14 protein-coding genes are annotated in these 13,978 nt (G+C 41.1%); 4 read left to right on the forward strand and 10 right to left on the reverse strand.

Annotated elements, in window-relative coordinates; genetic code table 11:
• Positions 1-778: 778 nt before the first annotated feature.
• Genes ACIQYG_RS08000 through ACIQYG_RS08010 form a run of 3 tightly spaced genes read left to right on the forward strand, consistent with a single transcriptional unit; the run spans position 779 to position 3,315 of the window.
• Positions 779-2,104, forward strand: coding sequence for a sensor histidine kinase (locus tag ACIQYG_RS08000; protein ID WP_402836863.1), 1,326 nt, complete (start codon positions 779-781; stop codon positions 2,102-2,104).
• Positions 2,082-2,759 (forward strand): response regulator transcription factor, encoded by a 678-nt coding sequence (locus ACIQYG_RS08005; RefSeq protein ID WP_402836865.1) that lies wholly within the window; start codon positions 2,082-2,084, stop codon positions 2,757-2,759. Before ACIQYG_RS08000 ends, ACIQYG_RS08005 begins: the two co-directional genes overlap by 23 nt.
• A gap of 1 nt (position 2,760) precedes the next feature.
• Positions 2,761-3,315, forward strand: a complete 555-nt coding sequence (locus ACIQYG_RS08010; RefSeq protein ID WP_402836867.1) for a TVP38/TMEM64 family protein — start codon at positions 2,761-2,763, stop codon at positions 3,313-3,315.
• Positions 3,316-3,451: 136 nt separating this feature from the next.
• Here ACIQYG_RS08010 and ACIQYG_RS08015 read toward each other — a convergent pair whose 3' ends face one another.
• Together ACIQYG_RS08015 and ACIQYG_RS08020 are read right to left on the reverse strand one after the other, a co-directional pair.
• The gene (locus tag ACIQYG_RS08015; protein WP_402836868.1) at positions 3,452-4,024 is read right to left on the reverse strand and encodes an HD-GYP domain-containing protein; all 573 of its coding nucleotides are present in this window, start codon (positions 4,022-4,024) and stop codon (positions 3,452-3,454) included.
• Between the two features lie 111 nt (positions 4,025-4,135).
• Positions 4,136-4,510: a PAS domain-containing protein gene (locus tag ACIQYG_RS08020; protein WP_402836870.1), complete on the reverse strand. Its 375-nt coding sequence runs from the start codon at positions 4,508-4,510 to the stop codon at positions 4,136-4,138.
• 408 nt (positions 4,511-4,918) lie between these two features.
• On the opposite strand from ACIQYG_RS08020, the gene ACIQYG_RS08025 reads away from it, so the two are divergent.
• On the forward strand, positions 4,919-5,695 hold the full coding sequence (locus ACIQYG_RS08025) for a SurA N-terminal domain-containing protein (protein ID WP_402836872.1): 777 nt from the start codon (positions 4,919-4,921) through the stop codon (positions 5,693-5,695).
• Between the two features lie 84 nt (positions 5,696-5,779).
• Here ACIQYG_RS08025 and arsC read toward each other — a convergent pair whose 3' ends face one another.
• From arsC to ACIQYG_RS08065, 8 genes are all read right to left on the reverse strand, one after another.
• A complete protein-coding gene (arsC, locus tag ACIQYG_RS08030) occupies positions 5,780-6,199 on the reverse strand; it encodes an arsenate reductase (thioredoxin) (protein ID WP_402836874.1) in 420 nt (139 codons plus the stop codon).
• 32 nt (positions 6,200-6,231) lie between these two features.
• On the reverse strand, positions 6,232-7,530 hold the full coding sequence (locus tag ACIQYG_RS08035; protein ID WP_402836876.1) for an arsenic transporter: 1,299 nt from the start codon (positions 7,528-7,530) through the stop codon (positions 6,232-6,234).
• Between the two features lie 18 nt (positions 7,531-7,548).
• Positions 7,549-7,890: an ArsR/SmtB family transcription factor gene (locus ACIQYG_RS08040; RefSeq protein ID WP_402836878.1), complete on the reverse strand. Its 342-nt coding sequence runs from the start codon at positions 7,888-7,890 to the stop codon at positions 7,549-7,551.
• Positions 7,891-8,089: 199 nt separating this feature from the next.
• The gene (locus ACIQYG_RS08045; protein ID WP_402836880.1) at positions 8,090-9,505 is read right to left on the reverse strand and encodes a SpoVR family protein; all 1,416 of its coding nucleotides are present in this window, start codon (positions 9,503-9,505) and stop codon (positions 8,090-8,092) included.
• Positions 9,506-9,668: 163 nt separating this feature from the next.
• Complete coding sequence (locus tag ACIQYG_RS08050; RefSeq protein WP_402836882.1) at positions 9,669-10,748, reverse strand: YkvI family membrane protein; 1,080 nt, start codon at positions 10,746-10,748, stop codon at positions 9,669-9,671.
• Between the two features lie 152 nt (positions 10,749-10,900).
• Positions 10,901-12,013, reverse strand: coding sequence for an o-succinylbenzoate synthase (gene menC / locus ACIQYG_RS08055; protein WP_402836883.1), 1,113 nt, complete (start codon positions 12,011-12,013; stop codon positions 10,901-10,903).
• A gap of 13 nt (positions 12,014-12,026) precedes the next feature.
• Positions 12,027-12,821, reverse strand: a complete 795-nt coding sequence (locus tag ACIQYG_RS08060; RefSeq protein WP_402836885.1) for a GNAT family N-acetyltransferase — start codon at positions 12,819-12,821, stop codon at positions 12,027-12,029.
• Positions 12,814-13,968 carry a M20 peptidase aminoacylase family protein gene (locus tag ACIQYG_RS08065; RefSeq protein WP_402836887.1) on the reverse strand — a complete coding sequence of 385 codons (1,155 nt, stop codon included), beginning with the start codon at positions 13,966-13,968 and terminating at the stop codon, positions 12,814-12,816. Before ACIQYG_RS08065 ends, ACIQYG_RS08060 begins: the two co-directional genes overlap by 8 nt.
• Positions 13,969-13,978: the final 10 nt, after the last annotated feature.

Here is a 13,978-nt window from a genome sequence, read left to right on the forward strand (position 1 = left end):
TGACAACATCGCGACACTTCCTTGATTTCCTAATAGACTGCAGTCCCCCTCCTACTTCGAAAATTGAAAGGCGGGGGTTTTACAGCCATTTTAATGCAGGTTAAAAGTTTATGAATATCCAATGGACACTTCCTCAATCCTTTGATTGAAAGGTCTTTGCGATATTTTTGTATTCTTCATCATTGAGAATGCCCATTTTTTTGAATAATGCGGAATAAGCCATTATTTTTTTCTGCGTACGGTTTGTACAATTCATATGGATCAGCTCCTTTTTTACATAGTATTCATTCACGACAAAATGTTTCCTTAAGACAAAACATTTTGTATAAACTAAATCAAAAAAACTGCCTATTTTCCCGGCAGTTTCAATTTATTATAGATTAAATTAAAATAAGAGCAGCTATAAATAATTAATAACAACTTTCAAAATAAATATGTTAAATGATTCCCTCCTGGAAAATAATATTTTTCTAATGTTGCCGCATAGCAAAGCTAAGTACATGTTTATTGGGAGGAAGTATTCCTCCCCATTTCCCCTATACAAGGCTGAAAAAAATGACAGTTTTGACCCATTAAAAATATAGTCTCTCTTGCAACAAGTCATCATTCGGATTATCGTTGTTTAAAAGGTGCGAAGAAATTGAAAAAAACTGCATACTTTCTTCATACTTTTTCGCTAAACTGACTTTATGCTATAAGAAGGTGAATACTCCTGAAAATATCCTTTAAACTCGGACTATCTATATTTGTTTGCATTTTTTTGATGGAAACCATCTCCATGATTTACCTGCATAATAAAGTGATCCATTCCCGTATCAATCAAGAATTGGAATCACTGAAGGCCCGTGGCAACAGTCATCGTGATGTGTTGGAAATCACGTATTCCGACTCTACCCTTCAGCATATCGGCCTGATGGAATACCATACCGATACAGATGTCGTGATTACGGACACAAGAGGAGATAATCTGATATCTTCCGCAAAGGTTAATGGGGGAATGAAAAAAATCTTGGCAAAAAACATCCCGCAAGTACCCCGAAAAGGTATGGTCATCCAATCAAGTTGGAAGGATGAAAGATATATAGCCACCGTTACGCCATTTATCAGTAATAAAGAAAAAAAAGGCTATGTTTATATGTTCAAAGATACTAGAGATGTTGAGGATTTGATCGCACAATTGAATAGGCATTTCCTTTTTGCGACTGCATTGCTCCTTATATTCATGCTTATCACCATCTATTTTCTATCAAAAGCTTTGACTAGACCGCTAATTTCGATGAAGGAAGCGACAACAAAGCTCAGCAAAGGGAATTTTTCAGTGGCTGTGCCGGTACGATCTCATGATGAACTAGGGGAGCTTGCCCAATCCATTCAAAGCTTGGCTAATGAATTGAACTATTTAAAGAAGGAACGCAATGAATTTTTGGCAAGTATCTCCCATGAACTGCGCACGCCGCTAACTTATATCAAGGGATACGCTGATATAACCCGCCGGAAAGATTTGGATGCATCCGAACGAACACGATACTTAGAGATCATCCATGATGAATCCGAACGATTAAACAGATTATTGGACGAACTATTCAATATGGCCAGAATGGATGTAAATACATTCACCATATCAAAGGAAACCGTCCAGCTCTCTTCATTCCTGCAAAACATACATGAAAAAGTGTTACCGGCTTTTGTAAATGAAAGAATTCAATTGAATCTGGAATGCAAGGATGATTTATTTATAGATGTAGATCCCTCACGGTTTGAGCAAGTCATTCTTAACCTGTTGGATAATGCGCTGAAGTACTCGAACGAATATACAGTCACCACCATCAAAGCCACTGAATGCAATGGCAGGATTTCCATCTCCATAATCGATCAAGGGGTTGGCATTCCCCCTGAAGATATCCCCCATATCTTCGATCGTTTATATCGTGTCGAGAAATCACGCGCCAGAGATACCGGTGGATTCGGGTTGGGGCTCTCCATCGTCAAGCAATTAGTGGAGGTACAAGGAGGAACCATTTCGGTTAAAAGCAACTTGGAGCAAGGAACGTGCTTCACTATCACATTTAAGGAGATAACAAATGATGACAGTAGTTCTGGTTGATGATGAACAGAGAATGCTTGATCTATTAGAGCTATACATTAAACCTCACGGATATACATGCATGAAGATGAAATCTGGACATGAAGCCTTACAGTTCTTAACGCATGAACATGCGGACATAGTACTTCTTGATGTAATGATGCCTGAAATGGATGGGTGGGAAACGTGCGAAAGGATCCGTGCGTTTTCCAACATTCCCATAATCATGCTCACCGCCCGGGATGGTGCACAAGAAATGGTGAAGGGGTTGAAAAAGGGCGCAGACGATTATATTACCAAACCCTTTCATGAAGAAGTTTTACTTGCCAGAATCGAAGCTGTGACGCGGCGAGTGCATAATCAGGATGATTCTGTGATCTTTAGGGGGCTAAAATTAAATGAATCCGCTTATGAAGCACATTATGATACCAAAACAATCCCATTAACACCGAAAGAGTTCTCACTGCTGTGCTTGTTTTTAAAATCCCCAGATCAAGTGTATTCCAGAGACCACCTGCTTTCGACCATATGGGGATTTAAAACGGATACCGAAGATCGGACAATCGATTCCCATATTCGAAATATTAGAGAGAAATTGCGTCATGCCGGTTTTCCAGCAGATCAACATTTGAAAACGGTCTGGGGCATAGGGTATAAATGGAGTTCTGTGGATTGATATGGATTTCATTACTGAGGCATTACAATCCAGCGGCCCTTTTTCCATTTCTGTAAGTTTAGCATTCAATATATTGATCAGTGTGCTTGGTTTTATTCCAAGCGTATTCATCACGGCCGCCAATATCAGCGTATTTGGATTTGAAAAGGGGTTGATCCTTTCTTACATAGGAGAAATTGCCGGTGCAGTGTTCAGCTTTTGGTTATATCGAAAGGGCTTTCAAACATTCAAACCCAAGTTCATGAAGAACCGGTGGATCATGCAGCTGCAAAAATCACAAGGGTTTCATGCATTTTGGATGATCCTGATGCTTAGGCTCCTTCCCTTTATACCATCCGGCGCGATCAACCTTACAGCAGCACTAAGCAGGACGGGAATGATGATTTTCTTTCTCGCGACATCCATCGGAAAAATGCCTGCCCTCCTTATCGAGGCCTATTCGGTAACACAAGTATTGAAGGCATCGGACGATATAAGAATTGTTTTGGTACTGCTGATTCTGGTAATCTCAGTCGTTTATTACTTTTATAGAAATAAGAAAAAAGGCATGGAGTAAAAACCTTCACTATTTTTTGGTAAATTGCTAGCCATTCATTTACCATTTTACAAACTCCTTTTATTTAAAAGAATCGTTAGCCCTTGGTCTCAAAGGGTTAACGACCATATCCAGAAGGCGACGAGTTCGCTGTTTACTATATCCCTGTGCTGCGAATGGTATCGCAGCCTTTTTTCTGCGCCGCCTTTTCATCAAAACAGGAAAAGAAAGACACCACGATGGATGGATCGAAATGCTTTCCTTTTTGTTCGTTTATGAAAGATAATGCCCGCTCCACTGACCAGGAATCTTTATACGGCCTTCTGCTGGTCAATGCATCAAACACATCCACAATGGCAACGATTCGAGCTTCCAATGGGATTTCCTCACCTTTCAAACGATCGGGATATCCAGTTTCATCCCATTTTTCATGATGATGGAGGATGATGTTTTCAGCAACTTCCAGGCTGCTGATCACATCATTGTTTATTTCCCTTGAAATCTTATTCAAAATATCGGATCCCATTAACGGATGCATCTCGATGATTTTTCGTTCATATGGAGATAAGGGTCCAGGTTTGTATAAAATCCCCTCAGGAATCTCCGCTTTCCCGATATCATGCAGAATACTTGAATGGACGATAAGATTCATATAGCTTTTAGATAGTTCCAGCTGGCATCTTCGATTATGAACGATAACAAGCTGCTCGGTCAGGTTTTGAACTCTCAATAAATGCGCCTCAATGCCTGGATCACGGATTTCGCATGAAATGGCGAGCACCTTTAACAATTCCCTTTGAGTCTCTGCCCTTTTCTTTTCCGAAAGGTAGATCCCCTCTTTCTATTGTTCCAGTTCACGGAAAACCCCTACGAAATACCACTGATCCCCCAGATGAATAGGGGTAATCGTAATCGAGGAATGCCAAATCTCACCCGATTTTTTTCGATTGGTGAAAACCCCTGACCAAGGTTTCCCCATCCTTAACTCGTTTTTCAAGGATGTGTATGTACATAAAGGTGTTAACCCTGATTTCAAGAATCCAGCTTTGAACCCAATGATGCTGCTCCTGGAATATCCTGTCGTCTGTTCATAATAGGCATTAATATCAAGTATGCGATGATCTTGATCCGTAATGATGGCGGCATCCCCAAACTTTAAATACCCTGCCAATTCGCCTGGCAGCCTTGATTTCCCTTTCCAAAATCTTACCTCCAATAATCTTCTGGAATTCCAATACTATCTCTTAGTTCACTTTTCTCATTGTCACGGCTCACTCCATTCATGATTTGATCATTTCATTAGATAGGCTAAATGAACTATATCCGGATGATAAGGTATATAATACCACACAATTTTCGTATACAATAGTTACTAAGCATCGTTTCGTGGTAAGAGATAGATTACAAGTTTCTGACTGTACCAGGATCAGCCTTCGCATTCCTTTTAAGCGAAGGGTAAATTGGTTCATTTCCGTGAATGTTACACTTATATAATGAGATAATGCCTATACTATCTTCCTGTTTTCTGGAAAAAAGAATGAATATATTGTGTTTTAATGGGAAATTCCTTTATAATGCGCATTAGATGATTTTTTAGCATTGAATACGAGAGGAGACTGAAACTATGAAGAAATTATTGTACCCAATCATCATTGGATTATTGGCAGTTGCTCTGACGGCTTGTGGTTCGAACGATGAAGCTGATAAGAAAAATGACGAGAAAGAGACTAAAACAACTGAGAAAGAAACGGCTAAAGCAACTGAGGAACAGCAAAAACAGATGGAAGAAATGCAAAAGAAACTAGACAAACAAAAAGTGGATGAAAAGAAAACGGTAGCCATCGTCAATGACGAAAAAATTTCAGGTGCGGAATATAATACTGTGTTGTCCACTACACAAATGCAGATGCAGCAATTCGGACAAGACCCAACATCCAAGGAGGGCGCCAAACAAATTAAAGAGCAAACGCTCAACTCTTTAGTGGGGCAAACATTGCTGCTCCAAGCAGCTGATAAGAAGGGCTACACAGCTTCCAAGGCCGAAATTGAAAAGCAACTTGCCGAAATCAAAAAGCCATATGAGAATGAAGAGAAATTCAAGGAAGCGTTGAAGCAAGCAGGTCTGAATTCGGAAATGCTGAATGCCCAGATCGCAGAGAACATTCCATATACGAAGTACGTTGAAAAAGAGATTAAAGTGGAAGAAGCAACTGATGAAGAAATCCAAAAGTATTACGACCAGGTTGCTGAGCAAGCTAAAACAAGCGGACAGAAGGTACAGAAACTCGAAGAAATGAAGCCGCAAATCAAGAAACAACTAGAGCAGCAAAAGAAACAGGAAAAGCTTGTGAAGCATGTCGAAGAACTTCAGAAAAATGCTAAGGTCGATATTAAGATTTAATGATGAAAAGAGCTGCCGAATTTTGGCAGCTCTTCTTTATGGTCTTTGGTCCGCCTGCTAACACCCATGGCTTTTCAATTTCATTTATTCACCGGTTTTAGAGAAACGTGCAATTCTTTCACCTATTTCATCACGAACGCGTTGGAAAGTTGCCCATTTTTCTTCATCTGTTCCTACCGCTTTTGCCGGGTCATCAAAGCCCCAATGTTCACGTTTAACATGCGGTGGCGTCATTGGACATTTGTCAGCCGCATCCCCACATAATGTAACGACAAAATCGGCATTATTCAAAATATCAGTGTCAATGATATCCGAAGTTTGATTGGAGATGTCCAATCCAACTTCATTCATTGCTTTTACAGCTTTGGGATTTAACCCATGGGCTTCGATTCCTGCGCTAAGCACTTGCCATTCATTACCTAAATATTTCTTCCCCCATGCTTCTGCCATTTGGCTTCTGCAAGAGTTCCCTGTACATAAGAAGTAAAGTGTTTTTTTAGCCATGCTGTTTCTCTCCTTTGTTTGTAAGTAAGTGTTTAATGAATGATTTGCAGCCATATATATAAGCCGACCAATGTGATGAACAATGTTGGGATGGTTAAGATGATTCCCGTTTTAAAGTAAGTTCCCCATGAGATTTTCACGCCTTTTAATGAAAGGACATGCAGCCACAATAACGTAGCCAAAGAACCGATCGGTGTGATTTTCGGGCCCAAGTCCGAACCGATGACATTTGCATAAATAAGTGCCTCCCTGATTGCTCCCGTTGTATGGGTGTCGGAAATGGCAAGGGCATCAACCATAACGGTTGGCATGTTATTCATAAGTGATGACAGAATGGCGGCGATGAAGCCCATTCCAATCGTTGCGGCAAATAATCCTTGATCGGCGGTAACTTGGATTAAATCCGTTAATAAATTCGTCAATCCAACATTTCTCAGGCTGTAAACCACTACATACATGCCAATTGAGAAAAAGACGATGGCCCATGGTGCGCCTTTAATAACGGTTTTCGTGTTGATCGCTGGACTCCTTCTTGCCATCATGAGGAAGAAAATGGCGACAATGCCTGCAATGATCGATACAGGAACCCCAATGAATTCACTCGCAAAATAACCAACCAGCAATATTCCTAATACGATCCAGGACAGCCTAAACATCCTTTGGTCTTTAATGGCTTCCGCTGGTTTTTTAAGCTGTGATACATCGTAATTTTTCGGTATGCTTTTTCGGAAAAACAAATATAAAACCAAGATGCTTGCTACAAGTGCAAAGATGTCCGGTACGATCATTCTTGAAGCAAACTCGGCAAAACTGATATTGAAAAAGTCTGCGGATACAATGTTTACAAGATTACTCACCACTAATGGCAGTGAGGTTGTATCAGCAATGAACCCACTTGCGATGATAAACGGGAAAATCATTTTATCACTAAATTTCAGGGCTCGAACCATTGCTAATACAATTGGTGTAAGGATAAGTGCCGCACCGTCATTCGCAAAAAAAGCAGCCACAAGAGCACCAAGGATACTTACATAGACAAACATCCTTACTCCATTTCCCTTGGCGGCTCTCGCCATATGCAGTGCTGCCCATTCAAAAAATCCTATCTCATCCAAAATAAGCGAGATGATGATGATGGCGATGAAGGCGAGTGTCGCGTTCCAGACTATCGCTGTCACGTCTATGACATCAGTAAAATCCACTACTCCAACAAGTAAGGCCAAAACCGCACCGCCACAAGCTGACCATCCGATCGACAATCCCTTCGGCTGCCAGATGACGAGAATGAGTGTTAATAAAAAAATGATAACTGCCAAAATAACTGATCCCACTGAAGTAGTACCTCCTAGTTAGTCACAACAAATCCGTTTTCCTTGTGCTGTTAAGTTTTCTAATTTAAAGTTTTGACTTGGCAAATCCTTGATGACCGTCTGAATAAATGTGTAATGGGAAGAAGACGGGTTTAACGAGTAAAAAACCCATTGTCCCCTCCTCGCTTCATTCACGATCCCGCCATCTTTCAACTTTCGTAAATGCTGGCTGATAGCTGGCTGGCTCATTTCGAATAGGTCCACAAATTCACAGACACAGCATTCATGCTCAGACATGATCTTAATCATGGTCAAACGGGTTTTATCACCTAGTAATTTAAGAATGTTTGCCGTTGTTTCCAAATCCAACGCCTCATTCATTTCATCCCTCCTAGCACATTCGAACAAATAAGAATATGCTTATACGATTATTCAATATCATTGTATAAGCATATTCTTATCTAATCAAGCGTTAAATTTTCAATAAAATGTTTATCCACTCCTAATTTAATACTACATCTCCAAAAAGCATCCATATAAAAACAAGAAAACTGCCGAGTCACCGGCAGTTTTTTCAGCTTTATAAATATTTCCGGTGAATGCCTTTTCCATCATAGGAAAACAGGACTTCTTTACCTTCTATGACTGATTCCATATGAACGGAGCGGCCCCAGAGCTGATGGATATATGGCATGACTTTTTCGAGATATTTCAGATCCAGTTCAATATCTTCATACCAATGTTTTAGATAAAGTTCCCCATTGCGCATGAAGTCCCCATCGTTCACCGTGATATAGGGGAAACCGCCGTTAACCCTCATACTTACGAGTTGATCACGAACATTTTCCCATGCCTTATCGACGATTTTATAATCCTTTCCCTGTTTTTGAAATAAATACATATCCTCCCGCATGACCAGATCTTTCGTCAAATAATTACGGAGAAAGGAAATATCCGATTCTATTTCCCTTACTTCGAATATCTTTTCCCGGCCTGATCCGGGCTTGACGCCCATCCTGATCATTTCTTCGGTCGGATTATCATAGCGTTCTTCAATATCTTCAATCACTTTCAATCCAAGATAATATGGATTGATGCTGGTCCGTGATGGCTGAACGACACCTGCGTTCAGTTTTGCGAATTCAATGGCTTCCCCTGAGGATAGATCCAATTCACGGATTATGCGCTGATGCCAGTAGGATGCCCAGCCTTCGTTCATGATTTTCGTTTCCAGCTGCGGCCAGAAATATAGCATCTCTTCCCTGATCATCGTCATGATATCCCGTTGCCAATCGGTTAAATCCCTGCTGTACTGTTCTATGAAAAGCATAATATCCTTTTCAGGCCTTGGCGGGAATTTTTTTCTCTTTTTAATGTTCGATTGCTTGGGTTTATCCTTATTATCAAGGTTCCATAAATCATCGTATTGTGTGGCTGTCGGTTTTATTTCCTCTTCTTCTTCCTCATCTCCCATCGTCCAGGCAAGCTTCGGTCTCATCAGCGACGGATCGATATGTTCTTCAATGGCTAAAAGTGCATCCAGGAAGGTTTCCACTTCCTTTTTGCCATGCAGGATTTCATATTCACGGATTCTTTCTGCAGTTGCCGACATACTTTCTACCATATCTCTCTTGGTATTATTGAAACGTATATTATTCTTAAAGAAATCACAATGCGCCAAAACGTGGGCAACAATCAATTTATTTTGCACAAGTGAATTGGAGTCCAGCAGAAAAGCGTAACAAGGATCAGAGTTAATGACCAGTTCATAGATTTTACTTAATCCAAAGTCGTACTGCAGCTTCATTTTATGAAATTGCTTTCCAAAGCTCCAATGAGAAAAACGGGTCGGCATCCCATAGGCACCAAATGTATAAATGATTTCTGAAGGGCAAATTTCATAGCGCATCGGGTAAAAATCCAACCCGAACCCCGTTGCTATTTCTGTAATTTCACTAATGGCATATTCCAGAGCCTTTTGCTCCGCTTCATTCATCCGATATCCCCCTTGTCTTCCGCCTTTAAACTAATGTATGAAAAAAAGGAGGAAAAATGCCGTGATCATGAGTAAAGGTCCTCGCTAACAGAAAAAAAACACCTCCATGAAGAAGATGTCAGGCCAAATGTTTCATGCAGTTCTGCACTCAATCCCTTTGATATTAAAATTTCGCTAATTCCGGATTCACTGCCTCTTTTTTCGTTTTTGAACGGATCCAGGAAATGATTAGCGCTGCAATGATGACAAAACCTAAGTATCCTGTGATTGGGTATACCGTCCCAACCAATTTAATAAAGCCAACGAAACTTGCAAGGAAAGCAAGGATCCCAACCATGATCACGGATAATTTAAAGCGTTTCGTTTCGGCAGGCACCAACCTGGCGGTGAATGCATACAGCATCCCGACAGCGGTATTATAAATCATTCCTAAAAGGATGATTGATAGGATATATCCCAACCATGGAGAAATCTGGTTCGCTAAATGAAGGGTAGGCATACCTGAGCCTTCTATGCCCTTCAAGTCGGACATCATCCCCAAATTGATCAAGAATAACAAGATCCCCAATCCGATACCTCCCAGAATGCCTCCCATACCAGCCTGTTTCTTATTCTTGAAGGTCCCGCCCATTACGGCCAGCATGGCAATTCCGGCAGTCATATTATATGAAACATAAAGTAATGAACCCATCAACCAATTTCCGGTTGCAGCCGCTCCTTCACTTGAAGATGAAATGATTTGATTGAAACTTAGCTCGGATGTAAAAAATGAATAACCTGAAATAATGATCATGATAACGAATAAAAACGGTGTGACGGCACTAATGATGGACATTATTTTATTAACATTAAGTAAAAGCGTACCAATCGTAAGCACCGTCATGACGATTGCACCGACCATGCTTGGAATCCCGAATTGTTCCTCAAAAATCGTTCCGGAACCGGCAATCATGATGACTGTAACGCCAAACAAGAAAAATGTGATGATTATATCGACCAACCTGCCTATAAAGCGGCCGCAAATATGATCGATGATGCTTTTATGGGAACGTGTTTGGAGAGTGCTCCCCAACTGGGTAACTTGCATGCCCAAAAACGCGAATAAAGCTGTAGCAACAACAATTCCCAATACACTGTAGATTCCAAAACTCGTGAAGAACTGTAACACTTCTTGTCCTGAAGCGAAACCTGCTCCAATGATGATTCCAATATATGCTCCTGCAAGATTTATACTGTTTTTCATATTAAATACCACCCTAATTAAATGATTATTCTGACAATTTAGATTAAAAGAAATACCTTCCCTTTCATCATTATCCTGTTCCTTAATAGCCTCCCAGCTTCAAGTTAACTGGCCGATGCCCATGAAGTTGGGAGGTTCTTTTATTCCAACTCTTATTTATTTGTATATCTTTTACTATAAGAAGTGAATTCATCGACCGCAGCGTAATCGACTTCATAGCCAATGCCTGCTGCTTTTGGAACGGTTATGACCCCATCATTCACTGTAACCTCTGGTTGGATGATGTCTTGATGCCAATAATTTGTTGATGCTGCCGTATCACCAGGCATCGTGAAGTTATCAAGTGTTGTCAATGCGATATTATGGGCACGCCCCACACCAGATTCCAACATGCCTCCGCACCAAACCGGTACATTCCTTTCTTTACATAATTCATGTATTTTCATTGCTTCCGTTAAACCGCCAACCCTGCCAATCTTAATATTAATGATTTTACAGCTTCCCAACTCAAGGGCCTTTCTTGCATCTTCGACGGAATGTACACTTTCATCCAAGCAAATCGGTGTTTTCATTTCCGCTTGTAATGTAGCATGATCGACAATATCATCCGATGACAATGGCTGCTCGATCATCATTAAATCAAATTGATCAAGTTGTTTCAGTAATTCGATGTCTTTCAGACGGTAAGCGGAGTTTGCATCTGCCATGATCGGGATATCGGGATATCTATTTCGCACTTCCCTGATTACATCTACATCCCAACCTGGTTGAATTTTCATTTTGATTCTTTTATACCCATCCTTCAATCCAGCTTCTATCTTCGCCAGTAATTCAGGTACCGTTTTTTGGATGCCGATACTGATCCCAACATCGATCTTTTCCAGTTCCCCGCCTAAAGCCATACTTAATGGTATATTCTTTTCTTTTGCGTATAAATCCCAGATGGCTCCCTCGATTGCCGATTTTGCCATATTATTTTTACGAATATGCGAGAACATATCCGATACATCACGAGGATGCTCTATTTCTTTATCCAATACAAGCGGAATCAGGAAATCCTCCAGCATGGTCCAATTGGTTTTTATGGTTTCTTCGTTATACCAAGGTGCTGAAAATGCCACAGATTCAGCCCAGCCTGAAAGCCCCTCTCCATTTTTCACTTCCACAAGAATGAACTCCTTATCCACAAACGTTCCAAAGCTAGTTGTAAAGGGAGCTACCAAATCCATATTTAAATGACGTAAACGCACTTCCGTTATTTTCATCCCGATTCCCCTCTTATTCTTGTTTTTTTAATAAATAGTTTTGAATGTTTTCACCTTGTTCCCGTTCAATCCCGGCTGCAACATATCCTTTGGCAAAAAGAGCTTTGAATAATTCACCGGTTTTTAACCGCCAATCAATCGCAAGGCGGAGATCAGCTTTTTTGATTTTTTGAATATCCGTCGGAATGGGTATGGCGATCACCTCGGCATTGGTTTCGAAATGATAATCCTTGATGTAAGGAAAGCCTTGGTCAGTCATTCCTGTCGTTACGATGTGTATGGCTTTATTTCGAAGCGGAGTCTCTTCCTTTGCTTCCTGCCGTATATTCCATTCCACCATGAATCGATCAGTGGACAATCCTTCATTGAGGGTATCATTCATATTCCCATAACAATCTTCCATATATGTAGAGCAAATAGCTTTTAGCTTACCGATATTCAAGTTTGCATTCACACTTTCCAATGGATCATACGTCCAAGTTATCAAGTCGTAGCCTTTTTTGAGTGCTTCTTCTTTTTGCGCAAGCTTAAGTAATCTGCCGTAGCCCTTCTTTTGATGGGCCGGATGGATGGCTAACATATGTGAACAAAGATATACCCTTCCGTCCTTGAATCCCGGGAAACTGTATTGAAACCCGACTAACCGGCCATTGATGTAGCCGCCTAAAACAAGCCCGCCGTTTTTGACTGCAGTAATCGTCTGATGGATGGGAACGCAATCCATGCCCCATACAAGGACTTCCAGTCGCTGCACTTCTTGTAATTCCTCTAGTGTTGAGAGAGATTTAATGATGAATTCATCAGTCATGTAATTGTCCCTCCTCTCCATACTTCTCGAAAGTGAGTATGATGGCCTTGGCCAGGATTTCAATTCCCGATAACAAAGCTTCTTTGTTGAATGTCATGTCCGGATGATGGAGCCCTGGTGCTAAATCACAGCCCAATCCAAGCATCGTCGCTTTAAGTTCAGGTCTTTTCAACGTATAAAAATGAAAATCCTCTCCTCCTGTTGTAATGACAGGCGCTACCAAATTTTCTTCCCCGAGTGTCTCGGCTATCGCTTCAGACATTATTTCCTGGGCTTGATCGTTCACGGTTGCTGCAGCAACCGTGGTTCCCGGTTCGAGTTTCACTTCGACTCCGTGGACAATGGCCAAAGATTCTGCAACCTTTTCCACCTTTTTGGTGAGCTCTTCCATCACTGCATTATCCTGTGCCCGTAAATCCAATGAAAAAGTGGCTCTCCCCGGGATGATATTGGAACTTTCGCCGCCAGCAAAAAACTGCGTCATTTTTACGGAATAAGGGATGGATGGATTGAGATGGATACCATTTAACAAAGTGATGAATGCCGCCCCTATCTCGATGGCATTTTGACCTTGATGCGGTCTTGCTCCATGTGCATCAGTTCCCGCTATTTCACCTTTAATGAACTGGGCGGCTCCATGGACAATGGCTGGCGCCGCTTGCCCATCCTTCACTTCCTCAACCGGTCTTAAGTGCACTCCATAAAGGAAGTCGACATCATCCAATACTTTTTCTTCAATCATCTTCAAGGCGCCCGTACCTTTTTCTTCAGCAGGTTGAAAAATGAATTTCAGCTTGCCTCTTGGACGAAAGTCCATTTCCTTCAATGCCAGGAATACCCCAAGTGCCAAGGTCATATGACCATCATGTCCACAGGAGTGATTGGCTTGAAAAGTCCCATGCACCTCCTGCCAAAGTGCATCGATATCCGATCGTAACCCGACCGTGAAATCCCCATCCCCGATTTCCCCAACCACACCTGTACAGTCCTCGAACGTTTTCACTGTACACTGATTCTCCGTTAAAATATTTGAAATGAAAGCTGTCGTATTCACCTCATTCCAACTCGTTTCAGGATTTGCGTGTAAATGGTCAAAAATATCGAGTATACGCGGCCTTAATTTTTCGATAGATTGTGTGATATCCATTTCTGTCTCC

The sequence above is a fragment of the Peribacillus sp. NPDC096622 genome, from assembly GCF_044762665.1.
Taxonomy (GTDB): Bacteria; Bacillota; Bacilli; order Bacillales; family DSM-1321; genus Peribacillus; species Peribacillus frigoritolerans_B.

What these genes read in the sequence shown, in the direction of transcription:
- ACIQYG_RS08000 (WP_402836863.1), top strand. Translation starts at nt 779, where the DNA reads ATGATTTACCTGCATAATAAAGTGATCCATTCCCGTATCAATCAAGAA.
- ACIQYG_RS08005 (WP_402836865.1), top strand. Translation starts at nt 2,082, where the DNA reads ATGATGACAGTAGTTCTGGTTGATGATGAACAGAGAATGCTTGATCTA.
- ACIQYG_RS08010 (WP_402836867.1), top strand. Translation starts at nt 2,761, where the DNA reads ATGGATTTCATTACTGAGGCATTACAATCCAGCGGCCCTTTTTCCATT.
- ACIQYG_RS08025 (WP_402836872.1), top strand. Translation starts at nt 4,919, where the DNA reads ATGAAGAAATTATTGTACCCAATCATCATTGGATTATTGGCAGTTGCT.
- arsC (WP_402836874.1), bottom strand. Translation starts at nt 6,199, where the DNA reads ATGGCTAAAAAAACACTTTACTTCTTATGTACAGGGAACTCTTGCAGA.
- ACIQYG_RS08040 (WP_402836878.1), bottom strand. Translation starts at nt 7,890, where the DNA reads ATGAATGAGGCGTTGGATTTGGAAACAACGGCAAACATTCTTAAATTA.
- ACIQYG_RS08045 (WP_402836880.1), bottom strand. Translation starts at nt 9,505, where the DNA reads ATGAATGAAGCGGAGCAAAAGGCTCTGGAATATGCCATTAGTGAAATT.
- ACIQYG_RS08050 (WP_402836882.1), bottom strand. Translation starts at nt 10,748, where the DNA reads ATGAAAAACAGTATAAATCTTGCAGGAGCATATATTGGAATCATCATT.
- menC (WP_402836883.1), bottom strand. Translation starts at nt 12,013, where the DNA reads ATGAAAATAACGGAAGTGCGTTTACGTCATTTAAATATGGATTTGGTA.
- ACIQYG_RS08060 (WP_402836885.1), bottom strand. Translation starts at nt 12,821, where the DNA reads ATGACTGATGAATTCATCATTAAATCTCTCTCAACACTAGAGGAATTA.
- ACIQYG_RS08065 (WP_402836887.1), bottom strand. Translation starts at nt 13,968, where the DNA reads ATGGATATCACACAATCTATCGAAAAATTAAGGCCGCGTATACTCGAT.